Origin of the sequence: Kitasatospora sp. NPDC056446, assembly GCF_042796115.1 — a bacterium.
Lineage (GTDB): Bacteria > Actinomycetota > Actinomycetes > Streptomycetales > Streptomycetaceae > Kitasatospora.
On the sequence record NZ_JBHTRF010000023.1, the window covers coordinates 93,509 to 116,821 of the forward strand.

Here is a 23,313-nt window from a genome sequence, read left to right on the forward strand (position 1 = left end):
GGCCCCGCCCCGCCCGACGGCGCCCGCCCCACCCGCGCGCCCGCCCCGCCCCGCGCCCGGTTGTCAGTCCCACCCGGCACCATGGGGGCATGGCGCCCCAGCACCCGACCCCGCCCGCCGACGACCCGCTGGCCGGCTTCGCCCCGGCCACCCGGGCCTGGTTCACCGGTGCCTTCGCCGCCCCCACCACCGCCCAGGCCGAGGCCTGGCGCGCCATCGGCCGGGAGACGGACGTCCTGGTGGTCGCCCCCACCGGCTCCGGCAAGACGCTCGCCGCCTTCCTCTCCGCCCTCGACCGGCTCAGCAGCACCCCTCCCCCTGCCGAGCCCAAGCGCCGCTGCCGGGTCCTCTACGTCTCCCCGCTCAAGGCCCTCGCGGTGGACGTCGAACGCAACCTCCGCGCCCCGCTGGCCGGCCTGCGCCAGGCCGCCGTCCGGCTCGGCCTGCCCGAGCCGGAGGTGCGGGTCGCCCTGCGCTCCGGCGACACCCCGGCCGCCGACCGCCGCCGCTTCGCGACCCACCCACCGGACATCCTGATCACCACCCCCGAGTCGCTGTTCCTGCTGCTCACCTCCGCCTCCCGGGAGGCACTGCGCGGCGTGGACACGGTGATCCTGGACGAGGTGCACGCGGTCGCCGGCACCAAGCGCGGCGCGCACCTCGCGCTCACCCTGGAGCGGCTGGACGAGCTGCTGGACCGCCCGGCCCGCCGGATCGGCCTGTCCGCGACGGTCCGCCCGGTCGAGGAGGTCGCCCGCTTCCTCAGCCCGGGGCGGGGCGCCGTCGTCGTCCAGCCCCCCGCCGACAAGGTCTTCGACCTGTCCGTGGTCGTCCCCGTCCCCGACCTGGACGACCTGCCCGCCGCACCCGCCACCGACGGCGCCGACGACCCGCAGCGCCTGGGGGCACCTCCCGGCCCCCAGGCCGGGGGAGCCTCGATCTGGCCGCACGTCGAGGAGCGGATCGTCGACCTGGTCGAGGCGCACCGCTCGACCATCGTCTTCGCCAACTCCCGCCGCCTGGCCGAGCGGCTGTGCAACCGGCTGAACGAGATCGCCCACGAGCGCGCCACCGGCACCGCCGTCCCGGCGGCGCACGCCCCGGCACAGCTGATGGGCGGCTCGGGCGCCGCCAAGGGCGCGCCCCCGGTCATCGCCCGGGCGCACCACGGCTCCGTCTCCAAGGAGCAGCGCTCGCTGGTGGAAGAGGAGTTGAAGGCCGGGCGGCTGCCCGCCGTGGTCGCCACCTCCAGCCTGGAGCTGGGCATCGACATGGGCGCCGTCGACCTGGTCGTCCAGGTCGAGTCCCCGCCCTCGGTCGCCTCCGGCCTGCAGCGGGTCGGCCGGGCCGGCCACCAGGTCGGCGCCGTCTCCACCGGCGTCTTCTTCCCCAAGTACCGGGGCGACCTGGTGCAGTCCGCCGTGGTCACCGAGCGGATGCGGGCCGGCCGGATCGAGGCGCTGCGCGTCCCGCGCAACCCGCTGGACGTGCTCGCCCAGCAGTTGGTCGCGATGACGGCCCTGGACGTCTGGCCGGTGGACGAGTTGCTCGCCGTGGTCCGCCGCGCCGCGCCCTTCGCCACGCTCCCGCAGTCCGCCTTCGACGCCGTGCTCGACATGCTGGCCGGCCGCTACCCCTCGGACGCCTTCGCCGAGTTGCGCCCCCGCCTGGTGTGGGACCGGGTGGCCGGCACCGTGACCGGCCGCCCCGGCGCCCAGCGCCTGGCCGTCACCTCCGGCGGCACCATCCCCGACCGCGGCCTGTTCGGCGTCTTCATCGCCGGGTCGACCGGCCCGGACGGGGAGACGGAGAAGAAGGGCGGCGGTGGGAGACGGGTGGGCGAGCTCGACGAGGAGATGGTCTACGAGTCCCGCGTGGGCGACGTGTTCACCCTGGGCACCACCTCCTGGCGGATCGAGGAGATCACCCACGACAAGGTGCTCGTCACGCCCGCCCCCGGCGTCCCCGGCCGGCTTCCGTTCTGGAAGGGCGACACCCTCGGCCGCCCGCTCGAACTCGGCCGCGCCCTCGGCGCGTTCACCCGCGAACTGGGCGGGCTGCGGCCCGAGGACGCCACCGAGCGCCTGCGGCGGGCCGGCCTGGACGACTGGGCCGCCGCCAACCTGCTCGACTACCTCGCCGAGCAGCGCGCCGCCTGCGGCCACCTCCCCGACGACCGCACCATCGTGGTCGAGCGCTTCCGGGACGAGCTCGGCGACTGGCGGATCGTCATCCACTCCCCCTTCGGCGCCCAGGTGCACGCCCCCTGGGCGCTCGCCCTCGGCGCCCGGCTGCGCGAGAAGCACGGTCTGGACCCCCAGGTGATGCACGCCGACGACGGCATCGTGCTCCGGCTGCCGGACGCCGACCTGCTCACCGCCGACTTCGACTTCGCCACCCCGTCGGACCGGACGGCACCGGACGAGGCCCCGGTCGGCGCCGACGCCGCCCTGTTCGACCCCGGCGAGATCGAGCAGCTGGTCACCGACCAGGTCGGCGGCTCCGCCCTGTTCGCCTCCCGCTTCCGCGAGTGCGCCGGCCGCGCCCTGCTGCTCCCCCGCCGCAGCCCCGGCCGCCGCACCCCGCTGTGGCAGCAGCGCCAGCGCGCCGCCCAACTCCTCGAAGTCGCCTCCGAGTACGGCTCGTTCCCGATCGTCCTGGAGGCCGTCCGGGAGTGCCTCCAGGACGTCTTCGACGTCCCCGGCCTGGTCGAGCTGATGGCGGACCTGGAGTCCCGCGCCGTACGCCTGGTCGAGGTCACCACCGCCGAGCCCTCGCCCTTCGCCCGCTCGCTGCTCTTCGGCTACGTCGCCCAGTTCCTCTACGAGGGCGACTCCCCGCTCGCCGAGCGCCGGGCCGCCGCCCTCTCCCTCGACTCCCGGCTGCTGTCCGAACTCCTCGGCCAGGCCGAGCTGAGCGAACTGCTCGATCCCCGGGTGCTCGCCGAGTTGGAGGCCGAGCTCCGGCGGCTCACCCCCGAGCGCCGGATCAAGGACGCCGAGGGCGTCGCCGACGCGCTGCGCCTGCTCGGCCCGCTCACCGAGGCGGAGCTGACCGCCCGCGGCGCCGAGCCGCTGTGGGCCCTGGAGCTGGAGGCCGCCCGCCGGGTGATCCGGGTCCGGATCGCCGGCGAGCAGCGCTGGGCCGCGATCGAGGACGCCGGGCGGCTGCGCGACGCGCTCGGCACTCCGCTGCCGGTCGGCGTCCCCGAGGCGTTCACCGAGCCGGTGAAGGACCCGCTGGGCGATCTGATCGCCCGCCACGCCCGCACCCACGGCCCGTTCACCGCCGCCGAGGCCGCGGCCCGCTACGGCCTGGGCGCCGCCGTCGTCACCGGCACCCTGCACCGCCTCACCGCCGCCGGCCGCCTGGTCCAGGGCCAGTACAGGCCCGCCGAGCAGCACACCGCCCCCGAGTGGTGCGACACCGACGTGCTGCGCCGGCTGCGTCGCCGCTCGCTGGCCGCCCTGCGCCAGGAGGTCGAGCCCGTCCCGCCGCGCGCCCTGGCCGCCTTCCTCCCGCAGTGGCAGCACCTGGCCGGCCACCGGCTGCGCGGCCCGGACGGCCTGCTCCGGGTGGTCGAGCAGCTCCAGGGCACCGCCCTGCCCGCCTCCGCCCTGGAGAAGCTGGTCCTCCCGGCCCGGCTGGCCGACTACTCCCCCGGCCTGCTCGACGAGTTGACGGCGGCCGGCGAGATCGGCTGGTGCGGCGCCGGCGCGCTGCCCGGCAAGGACGGCTGGCTCAGCCTCCACCTCACCGAGAACGCCCACCTGCTGCGCCCCGAGCCGGTGCCGCCTACGCTCACCCCGCTGCACAGCGCCCTGATGTCCGCGCTGGCCGGCGGCTACGGCCTGTTCTTCCGCCAGCTCGTCCAGCAGCTCCCGGAGGAGACCCCGGAGCCGGAGGCCGTCGCGGCCCTCTGGGACCTGGTCTGGGCCGGGTACGTCACCAATGACACCCTGGCCCCGCTGCGCGCCCTGCTCGGCTCCGGCCGGACGGCGGGCGCCACCGCCCACCGCGCGCCCCGGGCCACCCCGCGCGGCCGCTACGGCGGCGCGGGCCGCCCCTTCGGCCGGGCCGGCGGCGCCCTGCGCAGCGGTCCGCCCACGGTGGCCGGGCGCTGGTCGCTGCTGCCGGCCTTCGCCGCCGACCCGACGGTCCGGGCCACCTCCCGGGCGCAGAACCTGCTGGACCGGCACGGCCTGCTCACCCGGGGCGCGGTGGCGGCCGAACGGGTGCCCGGCGGCTTCGCCGGGGTCTACCGGGTGCTCGCCGCGATGGAGGAGCGCGGCCGGGCCCGCCGGGGCTACTTCGTCGAGGGCCTCGGCGGTGCCCAGTTCGCCATGGAGGGCGCGGCCGACCGGCTGCGCTCGGTGAACGGCCGACTGGAGCGGGCCGGGGCCGCCGAGTGGCCGGCCGCCCCGTCCGGCGAGCCGCCGCAGGCGCTGGTGCTGGCCGCCGCCGATCCGGCGAACGCCTACGGCGCCGCCCTGCCCTGGCCGGAGCCGCCGGTCGCCCCGGGGGGCAAGGAGTCCTCGGCCCACCGCCCGGGCCGCAAGGCGGGCGCGCTGGTGGTCCTGGTGGACGGCGAGTTGGCGCTGTACGTCGAGCGCGGCGGCAAGTCCCTGCTGGCCTGGCCGGAGGACGGGGCCACCCGGGCGGCGGCGGCCGAGGCCCTGGCCCGGGCCGTCCGCGAGGGCGCGCTCGGCAGTGTCACGGTGGAGCGGGCCAACGGCGAGCCCGCGCTCGGCTCGGAGCTGGGCCGCGCCCTGGAGGAGGCCGGCTTCCACGCCACCCCGCGCGGGCTGCGCCTGCGCCCGTGAGCCATCGGTGCGGCCCGGGCCCGGGCGCACCGCGGCGGACGGCCCTGAACGCACCGGAGGCTGCGGGGTAGGGCCCCGCGGCCTCCGGTTTCGTCATATCACCCGAACATCACCCGGTCGGCGGCGGCTGTGCCTCCACCGGCACCGTGTGCTCCGTCGGCACCGTCACCGCCACGGACCCGGTGGTCTCCACCGGCACCGTGCCCTGCCCGGCTCGACGGCGGACCGGTCCGGTCGCGTTCCGGTCGGCGTGGACCGGGATGAGACCGAGCCCCCAGCCGCCGGCCGCGAGCAGCCCGAGGGCGGCACCGTCGGCCAGTTGGCCCCGGACGACCAGGAGCCACCAGGCGAGTCCGGCCGCCACGGCCACCAGGACCCAGCGCACCGGATGCCGTACCCGGAGCAACAGCAGCGCCCGCGCCCGTATTCGGGCCGCCGGGCGCGTCATCGCGGTTGTCCGCACGACCGCCCTCCCTTCGCTCGCCCCGGGCAGGGACGCCCGGGAGTCGAGGCCGGGATCAGGCGGCGACCACGTCCATCGCGGCGGCCTTGGGCGAGAGGTTCGCCCGGTCGGTGCCGGGGGCGGGCAGCGGAACCGGTTCGAGAACCGGCCTCAGCAGATCACCTTCGGAGAGGGTGGCCATCGCCGCAAGTTCGGCGAGCGAGAGTTCGTCGCTGACCTCGCGCATGACCTCGGACATCCGGACGTCGAGTGCGTCGCAGATGGCGGAGAGCAGCTCCGAGGAGGCCTCCTTCTGTCCCCGCTCGACCTCGGAGAGGTATCCGAGCGAAACCCTGGCTGCCGCCGACACCTCGCGGAGTGTGCGGCCCTGGCGCTGGCGCTGCCGACGCAGTACATCGCCCAGTAGGCGACGGAGCAGGATCATCGGTGCCTCCCTCCTCGGACTGCGGATCGAGATGTCACGACCCCACCGTACCGCCTTGCCCGCTTCGCGTGCGGGGACCCTGGTCGTGTTCACTCTGGGCTGCAAGGCTGTCCCCCTCCTCGTTCCGGTGTCCTACCCGGGTCCGCGGGCCCCTCGTGGTACCCGACGCGGGCCACCCGGCCACCGTCACGCAACTCGTTCGCCACCTGGTTTCTGCCCAACCAGGCCGTTGGATGTAACACGATCCTCCAGCTGTGCCATACCCGCGCGCCAGACCGGCAGATCTCGGTTCGGTGGAGATCCGTCGGAGTGGGCGCCCTGTCCCGTCGGAGCGGGCGGGGTCGTCCCGCCGGAGCGGGCGTCCTGCCGTGCGGAGCCGCCGCTACCGTGCGAGCCGGCCGACCAGCAGCTCCAGTGCCGCAGTCACCGCCCCGTGACGGATTGTGGCACGACCGCCCGACAGCAGGGGCGAACTGACCAGAGTTCCCCCCGGTCCGGCGAGCGCCAGGTGTACGGTGCCCACCGGCTGCCCGTCCTGCGGTTCCGGGCCGGCCACCCCGGTCGTCGCGAGCCCGTACGTGGCGCCCAGCAGCCGGCGCACGCCCTCGGCCATCTGCCGGGCCACCACCGGGTGGACCGGCCCGTGGACGTCCAGCAGGCCCTCGTCCACGCCGAGCACGGAGGCCTTCAGCCCGGTCGCGTACGCGGTGACCGAGCCCCGGAAGGTCGCGGACGCCCCGGGAACGTCCACCAGCGCGGCGGCCAGCAGGCCGCCGGTCAGCGACTCGGCGACGGCCAGCGTGGCGCCCTCGGCCCGCAGCGCGGCGTGCGCCCGCTCGGCCAGCGGGTAGTCGTCCTCGGCCATCCGGTCTCCCCCGTCACTCAACGGCCCGCGCGCTCCGCGGCCCGTCCCTCGCGGCGCAGTCGCAGCGCCTGTCCGACGTAGTCCAGCGCGGTGCCGACGGTCAGCAGCACCGCCAGCCCCATCAGCACGGCCCGCCCGGTGGCCAGCCAGCCGGTCAGCGGCAGCACGTACATGCCGACGGCGGTGCCCTGGGTGAGCGTCTTGAGCTTGCCGCCGCGGCTGGCCGGGATGACCCCGTAGCGGATCACCCAGAAGCGCATCAGCGTGATGCCCAGCTCGCGGGCCAGGATCACCGCGGTGACCCACCACGGCAGGTCGCCGAGCAGCGAGAGGCCGATCAGCGCCGCGCCCATGATCGCCTTGTCCGCGATCGGGTCGGCGATCTTCCCGAAGTCGGTGACCAAACCCTTGCGCCGGGCCAGCTCGCCGTCGAACAGGTCGGTGATCATCGCGACCGCGAACGAGGCCCAGGCGACCGCGCGCCACTTGGGGTTGTGCCCGCCGTCGGCGAACAGCAGCGCCACGAAGACCGGCACCAGCAGCACCCGGACCATCGTGAGCATGTTGGCGATGTTCCAGACCCCCGGGGTCGACGGCGCCGCGGCGGCCGCCGGTCTGCCCGGGTGGGCCGCCGCCGGGGCGCCGGGCCCCTTGGTCATTCCCCGGCTCCCGGGACCTGGCGGACCCGCACCTGCTCCAGCGCCTCGGCGATCAGGTCGACGCCCTCGCTGGCCACCACCTTGGCCCGCCAGAACTGTCCGACCTCGGGGGCCTCGACGCCCTCCAGGGTGGTCAGGCCGTCGGTCTCCGGGGCCTGGTGGGCGGCGCGGCCCTCGACCACGCCGTCCTCGATCGACTCGATCAGCACCTCGACCTCGGTGCCGACCCGCTGCTCGGCCCGCTGGGCGGTCATCTCCTCGGCCAGCCGGCTCAGCCGGTCCAGGCGCTCGGCGATCACGTCCGCGGGGAGCTTGCCGTCGTAGGTCGCGGCCTCGGTGCCGTCCTCGTCCGAGTAGCCGAAGACGCCGATCGCGTCCAGCCCGGCGTGGGTGACGAAGCGCTCCAGCTCGGCGAAGTCCTGCTCGGTCTCGCCGGGGAAGCCGACGATGAAGTTGGACCGGGCGCCGGCCTGCGGGGCCTTGCCGCGGATGGTCCCCAGCAGCTCCAGGAACTGGTCGGTGGAGCCGAAGCGGCGCATCCGGCGCAGCACGGCGGGCGCCGAGTGCTGGAAGGACAGGTCGAAGTAGGGCACCACGTCGGTGGTCCCGGTCATCGCGTCGATCAGGCCCGGGCGCATCTCGGCCGGCTGGAGGTAGGAGACCCGCACCCGCTCGACGCCCTCGATCGCGGAGATCTCGCCGAGCAGCGTCTCCAGCAGCCGGATGTCACCGAGGTCCTTGCCGTAAGAGGTGTTGTTCTCGCTGACCAGGACGACCTCGCGGACGCCCTGCCCGGCCAGCCACTGGGCCTCGTTCAGGACGTCGGAGGGGCGGCGGGAGATGAAGGAGCCGCGGAAGGCCGGGATGGCGCAGAAGGAGCACCGCCGGTCGCAGCCGGAGGCGAGCTTGACCGAGGCGACCGGGTTGTCGTCCAGGCGCTTGCGCAGGGTGCGCGGGCCGGAGGCCGGGGCGAGGCCCGCGGGCAGGTCGGTGATCGGCTCGGCGGCGGTCTCGGTGCCGTGGCCGGGCAGCGCGACGGACTCGGCGGCGGACTGCCGCTCGGCGGGGCTGATCGGCAGCAGCTTGCGGCGGTCGCGCGGGATGTGCGGGGCGTGGTGGCCGCCGGAGAGGATGGTCTGGAGGCGGTCGGAGATGTCGGAGTAGTCGTCGAAGCCGAGCACGCCGTCGGCTTCGGGCAGCGCGTCGGCGAGTTCCTTGCCGTAGCGCTCGGCCATGCAGCCGACCGCGACCACGGCCTGGGTGCGGCCGTGGCCCTTCAGGTCGTTGGCCTCCAGCAGGGCGTCCACGGAGTCCTTCTTGGCGGCCTCGACGAAGCCGCAGGTGTTGACGACTGCGACGTCCGCGTCGGCGGCGTCGTCGACGAGCAACCAGCCGTCGGCTTCCAGTCGCCCGGCGAGTTCCTCGGAGTCCACCTCGTTGCGGGCGCATCCGAGCGTGACAAGGGCGACAGTACGGCGTTCAGGCATAGGGCCAAGATTAACGCGCGGCCTCCGGTGCCGTTCGCCCCGGAGGCCGCGCGCCTCGGATCAACTGATCATCATCGGACCTCGTCGGCCCCTGTGGTCAGCCCGCCTGCGGATCTCCGGGGGTGTACGTGACGTGCACCACCTGCCCGTCCTTGCCCAGGAGACCGAGGTCCTTGCCGTTGACGTACGCGTGCACGGCGCCGCCGTTGCCCAGCACCAGCTTGATCTGCTTGCCGTCCGTGAAGGTCTGGTCCTGGCCGTCGCTGATGTTGTTCTGGAACAGCGACTTGCCGTTGCCGTCCATCGCGGAGACCCAGCTGGTGCCCTCGGCGACCAGCTTCACGGTGACCTTGTCGGCCGGGACGGCGGCGATCGCGGCGGCGCTGGGCGCGGGCGCCGGCGGCTGGACGGCGGGCGTCACGGCGGGGGCGACCGAGCCGGTGCCGGAGCCGCTGGGCAGCGGCGCGCTGGCGGAACCGGTGGTGCCGTGCCCGCCCTTGCCGCTGACCAGGTTGAAGCCGATCAGGGCGACCACCGCGACGATCGCGGCGACCATGGCCGCCGCCCAGTTCGGCCGTCTGCGCCCGGGCACCTTGATCGGGCCGCTGTCGATCAGCGGGGTCGCCGGGCGCTTGGCGGCCGGCGGGCCGCCGTGCGCGGCGTCGTAGCGGGCCACCAGCGCGTCGCCGTCCACGCCGACGGCGCGGGCGATCAGACGGATGTGCCCGCGGGCGTAGAAGTCGCCCCCGCAGCGGCCGAAGTCGTCCTCCTCGACGGCATGGACGATCGGCACCCGCACACGGGTGGCGGTACTCACCTGGTCCACCGTGAGGCCCGCGTCGATCCGGGCGGCGGACAGCACCCGGCCGATGCTCGGGGCATCGGCCGCCTGCGCCGTGTCGTCGGTCGGCTCGACGGACGACGGGGCGTTCTCGCGGTCGGGAGACTTGCCGATGGTCACGGGGCACGCCTTTCGAGCGGATGGCCACCTGCTGGGGAACAGTCTAGGGGCGCGGGCGGATCGTTTCTCAAGCGGAACGGGACCGAATGCGCGCACCCGGGCCGACCCGGGTACGGCACCCGGCTGACCGGACGTCAGCGGAGCGGTGCGAGCGGAACCCGGGGTTCGCTTTCCGGCCTGTGACGCGGCGCACGGGCGTTCGGTTCCCCACCGCGCGCCTACCCTCCTCCGAACGAGTGACACCTCGTCCGGGACACGGGGCCGTCCGGCCCACGCCTCGGCCCGCCGCCCGGGCCGCGGCGGCCCGGGCGCCCATCAGCGGCCGGCCCCGGCCCGTCGGCGGCCCGTCGGCGCCCGGTCAGCCCCGCAGGGTGATCAGCACCGCGTCCAGCTCGTCCGGCTTCACCAGGACGTCGCGGGCCTTGGAGCCCTCGCTGGGGCCGACGATGCCGCGCGACTCCATCAGGTCCATCAGCCGGCCCGCCTTGGCGAAGCCGACCCGGAGCTTGCGCTGGAGCATCGAGGTCGAGCCGAACTGGGTGGAGACCACCAGTTCGGCCGCCTGGATCAGCAGGTCCAGGTCGTCGCCGATCTCCTCGTCGATCTCCTTCTTCGGCCCGCCGCCGACCGACACGTCGTCCCGGTAGGCGGCGCCCAGCTGGTCCTTGCAGTGCTGCACCACCCGGGCGATCTCGGCCTCGGTGACGAACGCGCCCTGCATCCGGACCGGCTTGCTGGCGCCCATCGGCAGGAACAGCGCGTCGCCCTTGCCGATCAGCTTCTCCGCGCCGGGCTGGTCCAGGATGACCCGGGAGTCGGCCATCGCGGAGGTGGCGAAGGCGAGCCGGGACGGCACGTTGGCCTTGATCAGGCCGGTGACCACGTCCACCGAGGGCCGCTGGGTGGCGAGCACCAGGTGGATACCGGCCGCGCGGGCCAGCTGGGTGATCCGGACCACCGAGTCCTCGACGTCGCGCGGCGCGACCATCATCAGGTCGGCCAGCTCGTCGACGATCACCAGCAGGTACGGGTAGGGCCGCAGCTCCCGCTCGCTGCCCAGCGGCGGGGTGACCTTGCCGGCCCGGACGGCCGCGTTGAAGTCGTCCACGTGCCGGAAGCCGAACGCGGCGAGGTCGTCGTAGCGCGTGTCCATCTCGCGCACCACCCACTGGAGGGCCTCGGCGGCCTTCTTGGGGTTGGTGATGATCGGCGTGATCAGGTGCGGGATGCCCTCGTACGCGGTCAGCTCGACCCGCTTGGGGTCGACCAGGACCATCCGCACCTCGTCCGGGGTCGACCGGGCGAGGATCGAGGTGATCAGGCAGTTGATGCAGGACGACTTGCCCGCGCCGGTCGCGCCGGCCACCAGGATGTGCGGCATCTTGGCGAGGTTGGCCATCACGGTGTGGCCCTCCACGTCCTTGCCCATGCCGACGACCATCGGGTGGGTGTCCTCGGCGGCCGTGCGCGAGCGCAGCAGGTCGCCCAGGTTGACCATCTCGCGGTCCCGGTTGGGGATCTCGATGCCCACCGCGGACTTGCCCGGGATCGGGCTGATGATCCGCACGTCCGGGCTGGCCACCGCGTACGCGATGTTCTTGGCGAGCGCCGTGATCCGCTCCACCTTGACGGCCGGGCCGAGCTCGACCTCGTAGCGGGTGACCGTCGGGCCCCGGGTGAAGCCGGTGACCCGGGCGTCCACCTTGAACTCGTTGAAGGTGGACGTCAGCTGCGCGACCACCTCGTCGTTGAGGGCGCTGCGGGCCTTGGCCGGGCCGCCGCGCTCCAGCAGGTCGAGCGGGGGCAGCGTGTAGGTGCTCTCGCCGACGAGCTGGAGCTGCTCCATCCGCACCGGCGCCGGGCCGTGCTCCTCGGGCGCGCCCGGGCCGCCGCTGCGGGCGGCCGGGACGGCGGGCTCCTCGGGCGGGGCGGTGTGGTCCTGGACCTGGTGCATCATGTCCGCCACCGCGGAGGAGGCGGGCACGCCGTAGACCAGCGCGCCGTCCAGGTCCGCGGCCGCGCCGGCGGCGAGGTCGCGGGTGGCGTACGGGTCCTGCGGCTCCTTGTCGAGGGAGACCCGGACGGCCTCCGCCTGGTCGTCGGCGTCGGGCTGCCCGCGCCGGCGGCGGCGCCGACGGGCGGCCACCTCGTCCGTCGGGCCCTCGCCGCCGGTGTCCACGGTGAACGGCAGGGCGTCCGGGTCGGCGTCCTCCGGCGGGTCGGTGGACAGCTCGCGGTCCGGCGCACGCCCCCCGGACAGCTCGTCCTCGGGCCCGGGCTCGACCACGCCGAGCCGTATGCCCACCGCCCGCAGCCGCTCCGGGATGCGGTTGACCGGGGTGGCGGTGACCACCAGAAGGCCGAAGAAGGCCAGCAGCAGGAGCAGCGGGATGGCGAGCGCCGGCCCCGCGGCGGCCAGCATCGGGGTGGACGCGGCCCAGCCGATGATCCCGCCCGCCGCCCTTATCCGGGAGGCGCCGCTGCCCATCATGGGCGCGCCGCAGCCGATGTGGACCAGGCCGAGGACGCCGATCAGCAGGGTGCTCAGCCCGATCGCGATCCGGCCGTTGGCCTCCGGCAGGTCCGGGTGGCGCCACAGCCGGATCGCGATCCCGGCCGGCAGGAACGGCACCAGCACGTCGAGGCGGCCGAACAGCCCGGAGACCACGGCGGTGGCGGCGTCGTTCAGCCAGCCCTGCTCGCTGAACCAGGTGCCGGCCGCGGTGACCAGCGCGAGCGCGAACAGCAGCAGGCCGGCCCCGTCCTTGCGGTGGGCCGGGTCGAGGTTCTTGGCGCCGTGGCCGAAGCTCCGGAAGATCGCGGCGATCGGGCTGGCCAGGGCGTTGAGCGCGCCCATCAGCACCGACCTGGACGGCGGTGCCGGGGGTGCGGCCGACTTGGTCGCGGCCTTCTTCGCGGGAGCCGCCTTCTTCGCCGCCGCCTTCTTCGCGGGCGGCTTGCCCGGGGCCTTCGCCGCGGCCTTCCTCGCCGGTCCCGGACTCGTCTTACGTGCTGCGTTCCCGGGCGTGCGAGTGGCCATGGGTCAGCAGCCTACCGGTGTGGACCACCCGTGCACATGCGGCCGAGCCGGGCGGCCCGGTCGTGTCGCAGACACACCGTCACACTGACCGGGTTTCACCCGGCCGCCACACCGAACCACTCGGACGGGTGAACGTACGGCAGGGAATCACGCACTGCCGGGACGCATCGCGTCCAGCGCCCGGCGCAGCCCCGCGAGCTTTCGCTCCAGATGCGCGGCGGTCGCGGCCACCCCGGCGTCGTCGACCCCGTCCAGCTGCTTGCCGAGCGCCTCGGCCTGCTCCTCGACCGCCGCCAGCCGTGCGGACAGCTCGCCCAGCAGCGCCCCGCCGAGGGCCGGCTCGGCGCCGCCCGCCTCCAGTTGCAGCCGAAGCAGCGCGGCCTGCTCCTTCAGCTGGCAGTTCTTCACGTACAGGTCGACGAAGACCGAGACCTTGGCCCGCAGCACCCACGGGTCGAAGGGCTTGGAGATGTAGTCCACGGCCCCGGCCGCGTAGCCGCGGAAGGTGTGGTGCGGACCGTGGTTGAGCGCGGTCAGGAAGATGATCGGGATGTCCCGGGTGCGCTCGCGGCGCTTGATGTGGGCGGCCGTCTCGAAGCCGTCCATCCCGGGCATCTGGACGTCCAGCAGGATCACCGCGAAGTCGTCCGTGAGCAGCGCCTTGAGCGCCTCCTCGCCGGACGCGGCTCGCACCAGCGTCTGGTCCAGCGCCGAGAGGATCGCCTCCAGCGCCAGCAGGTTCTCCGGTCGGTCGTCGACCAGGAGGATCTTCGCCTTCTGCATCAGGGCCCGCCCTCCTGTCGCCTGCCTGCTGCCCGGTGCAGGCACCCGCGTACTGCCCACCGCTACCCCGGTCATGCTAGCCGCACCCCCTCGCCCGGCACATCGCCCCGTCGTGACCCGATCCGGAGCGGCGCGCGGCCAGTGCTCCGGCGCACGCTCAGCAGGGCGTTGCCATCCGGTCACTGTTCGCAACGATCGGTGACCCTACCCGGTTCCCGGGCCCGACCGCCAGCAAACCGACCGGCCGGGAGGCGCGAACCCCGGGGCCCGGCCGCGGGTTCGCGCCTCCCCTGCCGGTCACGCGCCCGCCGGCCGGTGCGCGCGTCCCGTCCGGTCCGCTCACGAGCGGTCCCCGCTCAGCCACTCGTGCATCACCGACAGCAGGTGGTCGGTCTCCACCGGCTTGGTGATGTGGTCGGTGGCGCCCGCCTCCAGCGACTTCTCCCGGTCGCCCTTCATCGCCTTGGCGGTCAGCGCGATGATCGGCAGGCCGGCGAACTGGGGCATCCGGCGGATCGCCTCGGTGGTCGCGTAGCCGTCCATCTCCGGCATCATGATGTCCATCAGGACGAGCGCCACGCTCTCGTGCTGCTCCAGCATCTCGATGCCCTCGCGGCCGTTCTCGGCGTACAGGACGGTCAGGCCGTGCTGCTCCAGCACGCTGGTGAGGGCGAACACGTTGCGGACGTCGTCGTCCACGATCAGCACCTGCTGGCCGTCGAACCGCCGCCCGGTGCCGACCGGCCGGGGCTGCACCGGCTCCACCGCGCGCGGCCCGGCGGCGCTCTCCAGGGCCACGCCGCGCCGGCGCTCCACGGCGCCCCGGCGGCGCTCCTCGGCCAGCTCGCGGACCTCCTGGGCCCAGTGGTCGGCCGGGTTCTCGCCGACCGGCACCGGCAGGCCCACCGGGGTCACGCCGACGGAGGCGCGCAGCGCCGGGGATCCCGCCCCGGAGAGGCGCTCGCCCGAGCGGGGCTCCCCGGTGGGGCCGGGGGCCTCGGAGCGCAGCGGCAGGTAGAGGGTGAACGTGGAGCCCTTGCCCAGCTCGCTCTCGGCGTGGATCTCGCCGCCCAGCAGCCGGGCGATCTCCCGGCTGATCGACAGGCCGAGGCCGGTGCCGCCGTACTTGCGGCTCGTGGTGCCGTCGGCCTGCTTGAACGCCTCGAAGATCTCCCGCAGCTTGTTGTCGGGGATGCCGATGCCGGTGTCGGAGACCGAGAAGGCGATCAGCCGGTCGTCCGGGTCCTGGATCGACCCGGACTCCAGCAGCCGCTCGCGCACGTGCTGCGGGACCTCCGCGCCGGCCGGGCGGATCGAGAAGTCCACGGCGCCGGCGTCGGTGAACTTGACCGCGTTGGAGATCAGGTTGCGCAGCACCTGCTGGAGCCGCTGCTCGTCGGTGTGCAGGGTGACCGGCAGGGCGGGCGAGACCCGGACGGCGAAGTCCAGGTTCTTGTCCAGCGCGACCGGCTGGAAGGTGGCCTCCACATAGTCGACCAGCTGGACCAGGGCGATCCGGGCCGGGCGGACGTCCATCTTCCCGGCCTCGACCTTGGACAGGTCGAGGATGTCGTTGATCAGCTGGAGCAGGTCGGAGCCGGCGCCGTGGATGGTGTCGGCGAACTCGACCTGCTTGGGCGAGAGGTTGCCCTCGTTGTTGTCGGAGAGCAGCTTGGCCAGGATCAGCAGCGAGTTGAGCGGGGTGCGCAGCTCGTGCGACATGTTGGCGAGGAACTCGCTCTTGTACCGGGAGGCCAGGGCGAGCTGCTCGGCGCGCTCCTCCAGGACCTGCCGGGCCTCCTCGATCTCGCCGTTCTTGATCTCGATGTCCCGGTTCTGCTGGGCGAGTTGCTCGGCCTTCTCCTGCAACTCCTCGTTGGTGCGCTCCAGTTCCTCCTGGCGCGCCTCCAACTCGGCGGACCGCATCGAGAGTTCCGCCGTGAGGCGCTGGGACTCCAGCAGCAGGCCCTCGGTCTTGGTGTTGACGCTGATGGTGTTGACCGTGACGCCGATCAGGTCGGCGATCTGGTTCAGGAAGTCCAGTGCGACGGTGGTGAAGGAGCTGAAGGTGGCCAGCTCGATCACGCCCAGCAGCCTGCCCTCGAACAGCACCGGCAGCACCACGATGTGGGCCGGGGAGGCCTCGCCGAGGCCGGAGGCGATCTTGAGGTACCCGGGCGGCGCCTCCTTGAGGATGATCGCCCGCTTCTCCACGGCGGCCTGGCCGATCAGCGACTCGCCGGGGCGGAAGGTGGTCGGCATCGCCCGCCGCTGGTAGCCGTAGCTGCCGATCAGGCGCAGCACGGTGTCGTTCTCGTCGTCGTCCTCGGTGATCAGCTCGGCGGTGCGGCCGGCCGGCTGGGCGAGGAAGAAGGCGCCGTGCTGGGCGGAGACCACCGGGGTCAGCTCGGTCATGATCAGCGAGGCGACCGCCTCCAGGTCCCGGCGGCCCTGGAGCAGGCCGGAGATCCGGGCGAGGTTGGTCTTGAGCCAGTCCTGCTCCTGGTTGGTGCGGGTGGTCTCGCGCAGGTTGGCGATCATCTGGTTGATGTTGTCCTTGAGCTCGTCGAGCTCGCCCGCCGCGTCCACGTCGATCCGCAAGCTCAGGTCGCCCCTGGTCACCGCGGTGGCGACCTGGGCGATCGCGCGCACCTGCCGGGTCAGGTTGTTGGCCAGTTCGTTGACCGACTCGGTCAGGTCCTGCCAGGTGCCGTCCACGCCGGGCACCCGGGCCTGGCCGCCGAGGCGCCCGTCGGTGCCCACCTCGCGGGCGACCCGGGTGACCTCGTCGGCGAACGCGGAGAGCTGGTCGACCATGGTGTTGATGCTGGTCTTGAGCTGGAGGATCTCGCCGCGCGCGTCGACGTCGATCTTCTGCGAGAGGTCGCCGCGGGCGACCGCGGTGATCACCAGCGCGATGTTGCGCACCTGACCGGTCAGGTTGTTGGCCATCAGGTTGACGTTGTCGGTCAGGTCCTTCCAGATCCCGGCCACGCCGGGCACGCTCGCCTGCCCGCCCAGGGTGCCGTCGGTGCCGACCTCGCGGGCCACCCGGGTGACCTCCACCGCGAAGGAGGACAGCTGGTCGACCATGGTGTTGAGGGTGCCGGCGAGCGCCGCGACCTCGCCCTGGGCGTCGATCGCGATCTTCTTGGAGAGGTCGCCACGGGCCACCGCACCGGCGACCTCGGCGATGTTGCGCACCTGACCGGTCAAGTTGTTGGCCATCAGGTTGACGTTGTCGGTCAGGTCCTTCCAGATGCCCGACACTCCGCGCACCCGGGCCTGGCCGCCCAGGATCCCCTCGGTGCCCACCTCGCGGGCCACCCGGGTCACCTCGTCGGCGAAGGCCGACAGCTGGTCGACCATGGTGTTGACGGTCGTCACCAGCTCCAGGATCTCGCCCCGGGCGTCGACGGTGATCTTCTTCGACACGTCGCCGCGCGCCACCGCCGTGGTCACCTCGGCGATGTTGCGGACCTGGCTGGTCAGGTTGTTGGCCATCAGGTTGACGGAGTTGGTCAGGTCCTTCCAGGTGCCGGACACCCCGGGCACGCTGGCCTGGCCGCCGAGGATGCCCTCGGTGCCGACGTCCCGGGCGACCCTGGTCACCTCGTCCGCGAACGCCGACAGCTGGTCCACCATCGTGTTGATGGTGTTCTTCAGCTCCAGGATCTCCCCGCGCGCGTCCACCTGGATCTTCTGCGACAGGTCGCCCTTGGCGACGGCGGTCGTCACCTGGGCGATGTTCCGCACCTGATCGGTGAGGTTGTTGGCCATGAAGTTGACGTTGTCGGTCAGATCACGCCAGACGCCGGCCGCGCCCGGCACCTGCGCCTGGCCGCCCAGCCGTCCCTCGGTGCCCACCTGGCGGGCCACCCTGGTCACCTGCTCGGCGAAGCCGGAGAGCTGGTCGACCATCGTGTTGATGGTGTTCTTCAGCTCCAGCATCTCGCCGCGCGCGTCCACCTCGATCTTCTGCGAGAGGTCCCCGCGCGCCACCGCCGTCGTCACCTGGGCGATGTTGCGGACCTGGCCGGTCAGGTTGTCGGCCATGCCGTTCACCGAGTCGGTCAGGTCCCGCCAGACCCCGGCCACACCGGGCACCTGGGCCTGGCCGCCGAGCCGTCCCTCGGTCCCCACGTCCCGGGCCACCGTGGTGACCTGCGCGGCGAAGCCGTTCAGCTGGTCCACCATCGTGTTGACGGTGTTCTTCAGCTCCAGCATCTCGCCGGCCACCTCGACGGTGACCTTGCGGGACAGGTCGCCCTTGGCCACCGCGGTGGTCACCTGGGCGATGTTGCGCACCTGCGCGGTCAGCCGCCCGGCCATGGTGTTGACCGAGTCCGCCAGGTCCTTCCAACTGCCCGACACGCTGCGGACCTTGGCCTGGCCGCCGAGCTTGCCCTCGGTGCCCACCTCGCGGGCCACCCGGGTCACCTCGTCGGTGAACTCCGAGAGCTGGTCCACCAGTCCGTTGACGGTCCGGCCGATCTTCAGGTACTCGCCGCGCAGCGGGTGGCTCACCCCGTTGCTGTGCAGCGAGCGCAGCTCCATCTTCTGGTCCAGGTCGCCCTCGGCGATCGAGGTCAGCACCCGGCCCACGTCGGCCATCGGCCGCGCCAGGTCGTCGATCAGGGCGTTGCAGTTGTCGACCGCCGCCATCCAGGCGCCCTCGCCCGCGCCGGTCTCCAGCCGCTCGTTCAGCCGGCCCTCCCGGCCGACCGCCCGACGCACCCGGGCCAGTTCACCGGTCAGGTGCTGGTTGCGCTCGGCGACCTCGTTGAACACCGCGGCGATCTCCGCCAGCGGCCCGTCGCCCGGAACCGTCAGCCGACGGCGGAAGTTGCCGTCCCGCATCGCGGTCAGCGCCGACAGCAGCTTGCGCAGCTCGGCGGGCTCCGCGCCGCGGTTGTGGCTCGCCCGTCGGCCGGCCGCGTTCCGCGGCGCGGTCCCGGAGCGGCCGCCGCGCTGGGCGGGCGCCGTCGTACCGGTTGCGTCCTTGGTGGCCGAACTCAACGGACCCCTCCCACATCGTGAACCGTCCGGTGACCACCCGTGCCGGTCCCGGCACGCGCCCGGGCACCGGCCCGGCTGGGCTGCGTACCGGCGGCCCGCGGCGCACCGGCACCACACGACCGTACTGCTCGTACCGGTCGTCGCGGACCCCCCAGTCTGGCAGCACCGGCGCCGGGTGTACGGCCGGTTGCGCACGGTTGGTGCCGCACCGTCCGAAACAGGTGGGCAGAATCACCCTCAGGTGCCTGTTTCGACTCCCCGCCCCCACGGGGAACCAAGCGGAAAGTAGGGTGGAGCGCTGCACCGGGCCACGACCCGACCCAGCGGCGCCGCTCATCCCGACGGCGCACACCGGGAAGTCGGCGCCGCACCCCGGACAGCCAGCGCAAGAGCAGCAGAGGAGAAGTGGCAACGTGGTCACCGCGCGCGCAGCCGCCACCTTCGACCCCGACGGCCGGTCCGCCGGAGCCGCCCGGGGCTTCGTCCGGGACGCGCTGCTCGGCTGGGGGTTGCCCGAGGTCGTGGACGACGCGGTCGTCCTGGTCAGCGAACTGGTCACCAACGCCGTCGTGCACGCCGGCACCGCCGCCGAGGTCTGCTGCCTGCGCGAGGAGGAGACCGTCCGGATCGAGGTCACCGACCACCATCCCGAACGCGGCCTGCCCTCCCTCGGCGACGGGCCCGTCACCGCCTCCGACCGCTACGCCGACCCCGACGGCGAGGGCGGCCGCGGCCTGCTGATGTGCTCCGCCCTCGCCGAGCGCTGGGGCGTCGAGTACGGCGCCGGCCGCAAGACCGTCTGGTTCCGCCTCAAGCTGCCCGCACACGTGGTCGGCACCCGCTACGCCGTTCCCGCCACCCCCGGCAGCGACCTGCCGAGCGGGCCCGGCCCGGTGCACGTCGCCGTCGTCCAGCTCGACGAGGACGGCCGGGTCCTGGCCTGGAACCCGGACGCCGAGGCCCTCTTCCACCACCCCGCCGCCGCCGTCCTCGGCCGCCCCTGGGCCGACCTCGCCGTCTGGCCGCAGTCCCCGGGCCGGGGCCCCGGCCTGGCCGACACCCTGCGGATGGCCCGCTGGGAGGGCGGCTACGGGGTCCGCCGACCGGACGACAGCGAGGTCGAGGTGTACGGCGTCCAGGTGCGCGTGCGCGACACCGAGGGCGTCCCCTCCACCCTCTGTCTGCTCGTCCTCGAACCCGACCGCGCCGTGCTGCGCTCCCCCGCCCGCACCCTGCCCGGCGAACGCCCCGACCAGGCCGGCCCCCGGCTCGACCTGCTGGCCGGCCCGCTCGCCACCGACGACCTCGACACCCTGCTGCAGCGCACCGTCGAACGCGCCCGCGACCTGCTCGACGGCGACGCCGCCTACCTGCTGCTCACCACCGACGACGAGACCGAGTTCGAGGTCCGCGCCGCCACCGGGCTCACCGCCGGACACCGCCGGCACGCCCGCTTCCCGGTCGGCACCGGCAACCGCTACGACTCCGCCCGGCTGCCCTCCGTCCACGAGGACCTCGCCACCCGCCCCACCGGCCTGCCCCTGCTCTCCGACAGCGGCATGCGCTCGCTGCTCACCGTCCCGCTCAAAGTCGAGGGCCGCCTGATCGGCTCGCTCGGCATCGCCGCCACCGCGCCCGGCCGCTACGACAACGAGGACGCGCTGCGCCTCCAGTTCGCCGCCGACCGGGTCGCCCTCGCCGTCGAGAGCACCCGGCTGACCGAGCTCGAACGGCTGCGCCGCGGCTCGCTCTCCTTCCTGGTCGAAGCCTCCGACCTGCTGGCCGGCACCCTCGAACACGAGCAGACCCTGGCGCTGATGGCCCAGATGGCCGTCCCCACCCTCGCCTCGTGGTGCGCCGTCTACACCACCGGCGACCACACCTCCCCGGCCCGGCTCGCCTTCGTCCTGCACGAGGACGAGGACCGCATCGACCCGCTGCGCGACCTGCTCGACAAGACCCCCGTCCCGGAGACCGGCCCCACCCACGGCGTCCGCTTCTGGACGGCACCGGCCGAGACCGCCGCGGCCGGCGGCCTCACCGACAGCCCCGAACTGGCCGGCCTGCTCGGCGAGACCGTCGTCCTGGCGCTGACCGCCCGCAACCGCGTCATCGGCCTGCTGACGCTCGGCGTCCCGTCCGGCGTCCGGTTCCGCCAGGAGATCCTCGAACTCGCCGAGGACCTCTCCCGCCGCGCCGCCCTCGCCCTCGACAACTCCCGCCTCTACTCCGAGCGCACCGCCACCAGCCAGGCCCTCCAGCGCAGCCTGCTCCCGCCGGACCTCCCGGAGATCCCCGGCGTCGAGGTGGACGTCTACTACCAGGCCGCCGGCGAGGGGAACGAGGTCGGCGGGGACTTCTACGACCTGTTCACCATCCGGGAGGGCACCTACGGCTTCGCCATCGGCGACGTCTGCGGCACCGGCCCGGAGGCCGCCTCGGTCACCGGCCTCGCCCGGCACTCGCTGCGGCTGCTCGCCCGCGAGGGCCTGGACGCCCCGCAGGTGCTGAGGCGCCTCAACGCGGCCATCCTGGACGAGGGTTCGCGCAGCCGCTTCCTCACCCTGCTCTACGGCGAGCTGACGCCCCGCCCGGACGGCAGCACCGAGCTCTCCCTGGTCTGCGCCGGCCACCCCCTGCCGCTGCGGCTGCGCACCGACGGCCGGGTCGACCGCGCCGCCACCCCGCAGCCGCTGCTCGGCGTCATGGACGACCTCGACCTCGTCGCCGAGACGCTGGTGCTCTCCCCCGGCGAGGTCCTGCTGTGCGTCACCGACGGCGTCACCGAACGCCGGGAGGGCCGACGGATGCTGGGCGACGACGGCCTCGCCGAGGTGCTCACCGGCTGCACCGGGCTGACCGCGGGCGCCGTCGCCGCCCGGGTCCAGCGCGCGGTCGAACGCTTCGCTCCCGAGCCGCCGTCCGACGACATGGCGATCCTGACCCTGCGGGTGCCCACCCAGCGCCAGTCCTGAGCGCCCGGGGAGCCCTGAGCGTTCCACGACTGACGCAGTCACAAATTGTTATCTTCACAAGGGTACAAGCGTCCGGGCCCGGGTAAACCGATCTCACCGGGGAATCCCCCGGCGGGGACGTGACCAGCGGCTCTCCGCTGGCCCATCACTTCTGACCGCAGCCCGCGCACGCTCTCAGCCGTGCGCCCTCGGCGCGGTCGCGCGCATCCACTCGTCGAACCCACACCACAGCGTCACTGCGCCCTGCGCGCGCACAAAGTGAAAGGAGCCTCCGGTGAGCAACGACGCTACCGGGGCAACGAACGCCCGCTCCACCGGCGCCGACGCGGGTAACCTCGGCTACCTCGCCCTCGGCCTGACACTGCTCGCCTACGGTCTGCTCTCCACCGGCATCCTGCACGACGCCGGCGTCGGGAACGCGGCCCACCTCGCCCACCTGCTCGGCGGCGTCACCCTCTTCATCGCGGGCCTCTGGCAGCTCCGCGGCGGCGAGGGCTTCACCGGCACCGCCTTCACCAGCCTCGGCGCCTTCTGGGCGACCTGGTCGGTGGCAGGCGGCGCGGGCAAGAACGCCGCCGGCCTGTTCCTGCTGCTGTGGGCCCTGCTCGCCCTCACGCTCACCGCCGCCAGTTGGGGCGCGGGCCTGGTCAGCCGCGCCGTCTACGGCCTGCTGACGCTCTCCCTGCTGCTGTCCGCCATCGCCACCTTCGGCGGCTACGGCGGCCTGGCGAAGCTGGCGGGCTGGGTCGCGGCCCTCTCCGGGCTCTCCGCCTGGTACTGGGCCACCTCCGCCCTGAGCAACGGCTCCTGGGGAAAGATCGCCCTGCCGGTCAAGTGATCCGCTCCAACCGCTCCTCCGCGGTACCGCGGGGCCGGACCTCCGTCTCGACGGGGGCCCGGCCCCGCCGGCGTGCCGCCAGCGCCAGCACGGCGTAGGCCAGCAGCAGGATCACGACCGCGACGATGCCGTCCGCCCAGAAGTGGTTGGCCGTCACCACCACCACCGCGACCGTCAGCACGGGGTGCAGCAGCATCACCCACCGCAGCGGACTGCGCGACACCCGCACCACCGCGACCGCTGCCAGCACGCACCAGGCGACGTGCACCGAGGGCATCGCCGACAGCTGGTCGGCCACCACGACACCGCCGACCGCTCCCCCGTACACCGACTGCCCGTACTCCGCGGCCACGTCGACGAAGCCGCTCCCCGGCAGCATCCGGGGCGGCGCCACCGGGATGAACTGCACCAGCAGACAGACCGCGGTGGTGATCACCACCGTGTTCCGCACCCAGGCGTACCGCTCCCGGTGGCGCAGGAAGACCCAGAGCAGGACCCCGAGCATCACCGCGAAGTGCATGGCCGCGTAGTAGTAGTTCGCCAGCCTCACCAGCACCGGGTACGGCGTGACCGCCGCCTGCCAGGAGGCCTCGTCCGGCAGACCGATCACCTGCTCGGTGTGGTGGATCCAGCTCGCCCGGTCCAGCGCGTGGTCCGCGCTCATCACCGACAGGTGCCCGACCAGCTGCCAGAGCGCGAACAGCGCCAGCAGCGTGCCGGCCTCCCGCAACAGCGCCGACAGCGACGGCTTCCGGACCCGCGACGCCAGGTACGCCCCCGCGTAGAGGCCTACGGCGGTGCCCCCGGCGGACTGCCAGGTCAGGGTCAGGTTCTGCATTGGCAGAGGGTAACGCGAAAAACCCCCATCCGGAATCCGGATGGGGGTTTTTCTGAATGATTGTTCGGCGGCGTCCTACTCTCCCACAGGGTCCCCCCTGCAGTACCATCGGCGCTGTGAGGCTTAGCTTCCGGGTTC

Annotated in this window: 13 protein-coding genes and 1 rRNA gene; 3 read left to right on the forward strand and 11 right to left on the reverse strand. The window is 73.7% G+C overall.

From position 1 onward, the window contains the following. Window positions 1-89: 89 nt before the first annotated feature. Window positions 90-4,823, forward strand: a complete 4,734-nt coding sequence (locus ACFQ6N_RS17010; RefSeq protein ID WP_380649809.1) for an ATP-dependent helicase — start codon at window positions 90-92, stop codon at window positions 4,821-4,823. A gap of 109 nt (window positions 4,824-4,932) precedes the next feature. On the opposite strand, the gene ACFQ6N_RS17015 is transcribed toward ACFQ6N_RS17010, so the two are convergent. From ACFQ6N_RS17015 to ACFQ6N_RS17055, 9 genes are all read right to left on the reverse strand, one after another. Further along, window positions 4,933-5,286: a hypothetical protein gene (locus tag ACFQ6N_RS17015; RefSeq protein ID WP_380649810.1), complete on the reverse strand. Its 354-nt coding sequence runs from the start codon at window positions 5,284-5,286 to the stop codon at window positions 4,933-4,935. Window positions 5,287-5,341: 55 nt separating this feature from the next. Then, window positions 5,342-5,710: a helix-turn-helix transcriptional regulator gene (locus ACFQ6N_RS17020; protein ID WP_350739875.1), complete on the reverse strand. Its 369-nt coding sequence runs from the start codon at window positions 5,708-5,710 to the stop codon at window positions 5,342-5,344. Window positions 5,711-6,092: 382 nt separating this feature from the next. Continuing rightward, window positions 6,093-6,575: a CinA family protein gene (locus tag ACFQ6N_RS17025; protein WP_380649811.1), complete on the reverse strand. Its 483-nt coding sequence runs from the start codon at window positions 6,573-6,575 to the stop codon at window positions 6,093-6,095. A 17-nt stretch (window positions 6,576-6,592) separates the two neighbouring features. Then, window positions 6,593-7,234: a CDP-diacylglycerol--glycerol-3-phosphate 3-phosphatidyltransferase gene (pgsA, locus tag ACFQ6N_RS17030; RefSeq protein ID WP_380649812.1), complete on the reverse strand. Its 642-nt coding sequence runs from the start codon at window positions 7,232-7,234 to the stop codon at window positions 6,593-6,595. Continuing rightward, a complete protein-coding gene (gene rimO / locus ACFQ6N_RS17035) occupies window positions 7,231-8,721 on the reverse strand; it encodes a 30S ribosomal protein S12 methylthiotransferase RimO (protein WP_380649813.1) in 1,491 nt (496 codons plus the stop codon). The genes pgsA and rimO overlap by 4 nt, the downstream gene beginning before the upstream one ends. Window positions 8,722-8,818: 97 nt before the next feature. After that, on the reverse strand, window positions 8,819-9,682 hold the full coding sequence (locus tag ACFQ6N_RS17040; RefSeq protein ID WP_380649814.1) for a helix-turn-helix domain-containing protein: 864 nt from the start codon (window positions 9,680-9,682) through the stop codon (window positions 8,819-8,821). Window positions 9,683-10,040: 358 nt separating this feature from the next. After that, window positions 10,041-12,722 (reverse strand): DNA translocase FtsK, encoded by a 2,682-nt coding sequence (locus ACFQ6N_RS17045; protein ID WP_380649815.1) that lies wholly within the window; start codon window positions 12,720-12,722, stop codon window positions 10,041-10,043. A 147-nt stretch (window positions 12,723-12,869) separates the two neighbouring features. After that, window positions 12,870-13,508, reverse strand: coding sequence for a response regulator (locus ACFQ6N_RS17050; RefSeq protein WP_380649824.1), 639 nt, complete (start codon window positions 13,506-13,508; stop codon window positions 12,870-12,872). Between the two features lie 336 nt (window positions 13,509-13,844). Next, on the reverse strand, window positions 13,845-18,524 hold the full coding sequence (locus tag ACFQ6N_RS17055) for a HAMP domain-containing protein (protein WP_380649816.1): 4,680 nt from the start codon (window positions 18,522-18,524) through the stop codon (window positions 13,845-13,847). Window positions 18,525-18,937: 413 nt separating this feature from the next. Here ACFQ6N_RS17055 and ACFQ6N_RS17060 point away from each other — a divergent pair, with 413 nt between their 5' ends. Then, window positions 18,938-21,499, forward strand: a complete 2,562-nt coding sequence (locus ACFQ6N_RS17060) for a SpoIIE family protein phosphatase (protein ID WP_380649817.1) — start codon at window positions 18,938-18,940, stop codon at window positions 21,497-21,499. A gap of 274 nt (window positions 21,500-21,773) precedes the next feature. Then, window positions 21,774-22,337: an acetate uptake transporter gene (locus tag ACFQ6N_RS17065; protein ID WP_380649818.1), complete on the forward strand. Its 564-nt coding sequence runs from the start codon at window positions 21,774-21,776 to the stop codon at window positions 22,335-22,337. On the opposite strand, the gene ACFQ6N_RS17070 is transcribed toward ACFQ6N_RS17065, so the two are convergent. Further along, window positions 22,330-23,175 carry a phosphatase PAP2 family protein gene (locus tag ACFQ6N_RS17070; RefSeq protein WP_380649819.1) on the reverse strand — a complete coding sequence of 282 codons (846 nt, stop codon included), beginning with the start codon at window positions 23,173-23,175 and terminating at the stop codon, window positions 22,330-22,332. The two genes, ACFQ6N_RS17065 and ACFQ6N_RS17070, sit on opposite strands and share 8 nt — an antisense overlap. A 62-nt stretch (window positions 23,176-23,237) precedes the next feature. Continuing rightward, a 5S ribosomal RNA gene (gene rrf, locus ACFQ6N_RS17075) occupies window positions 23,238-23,313 on the reverse strand; the annotation flags it as partial.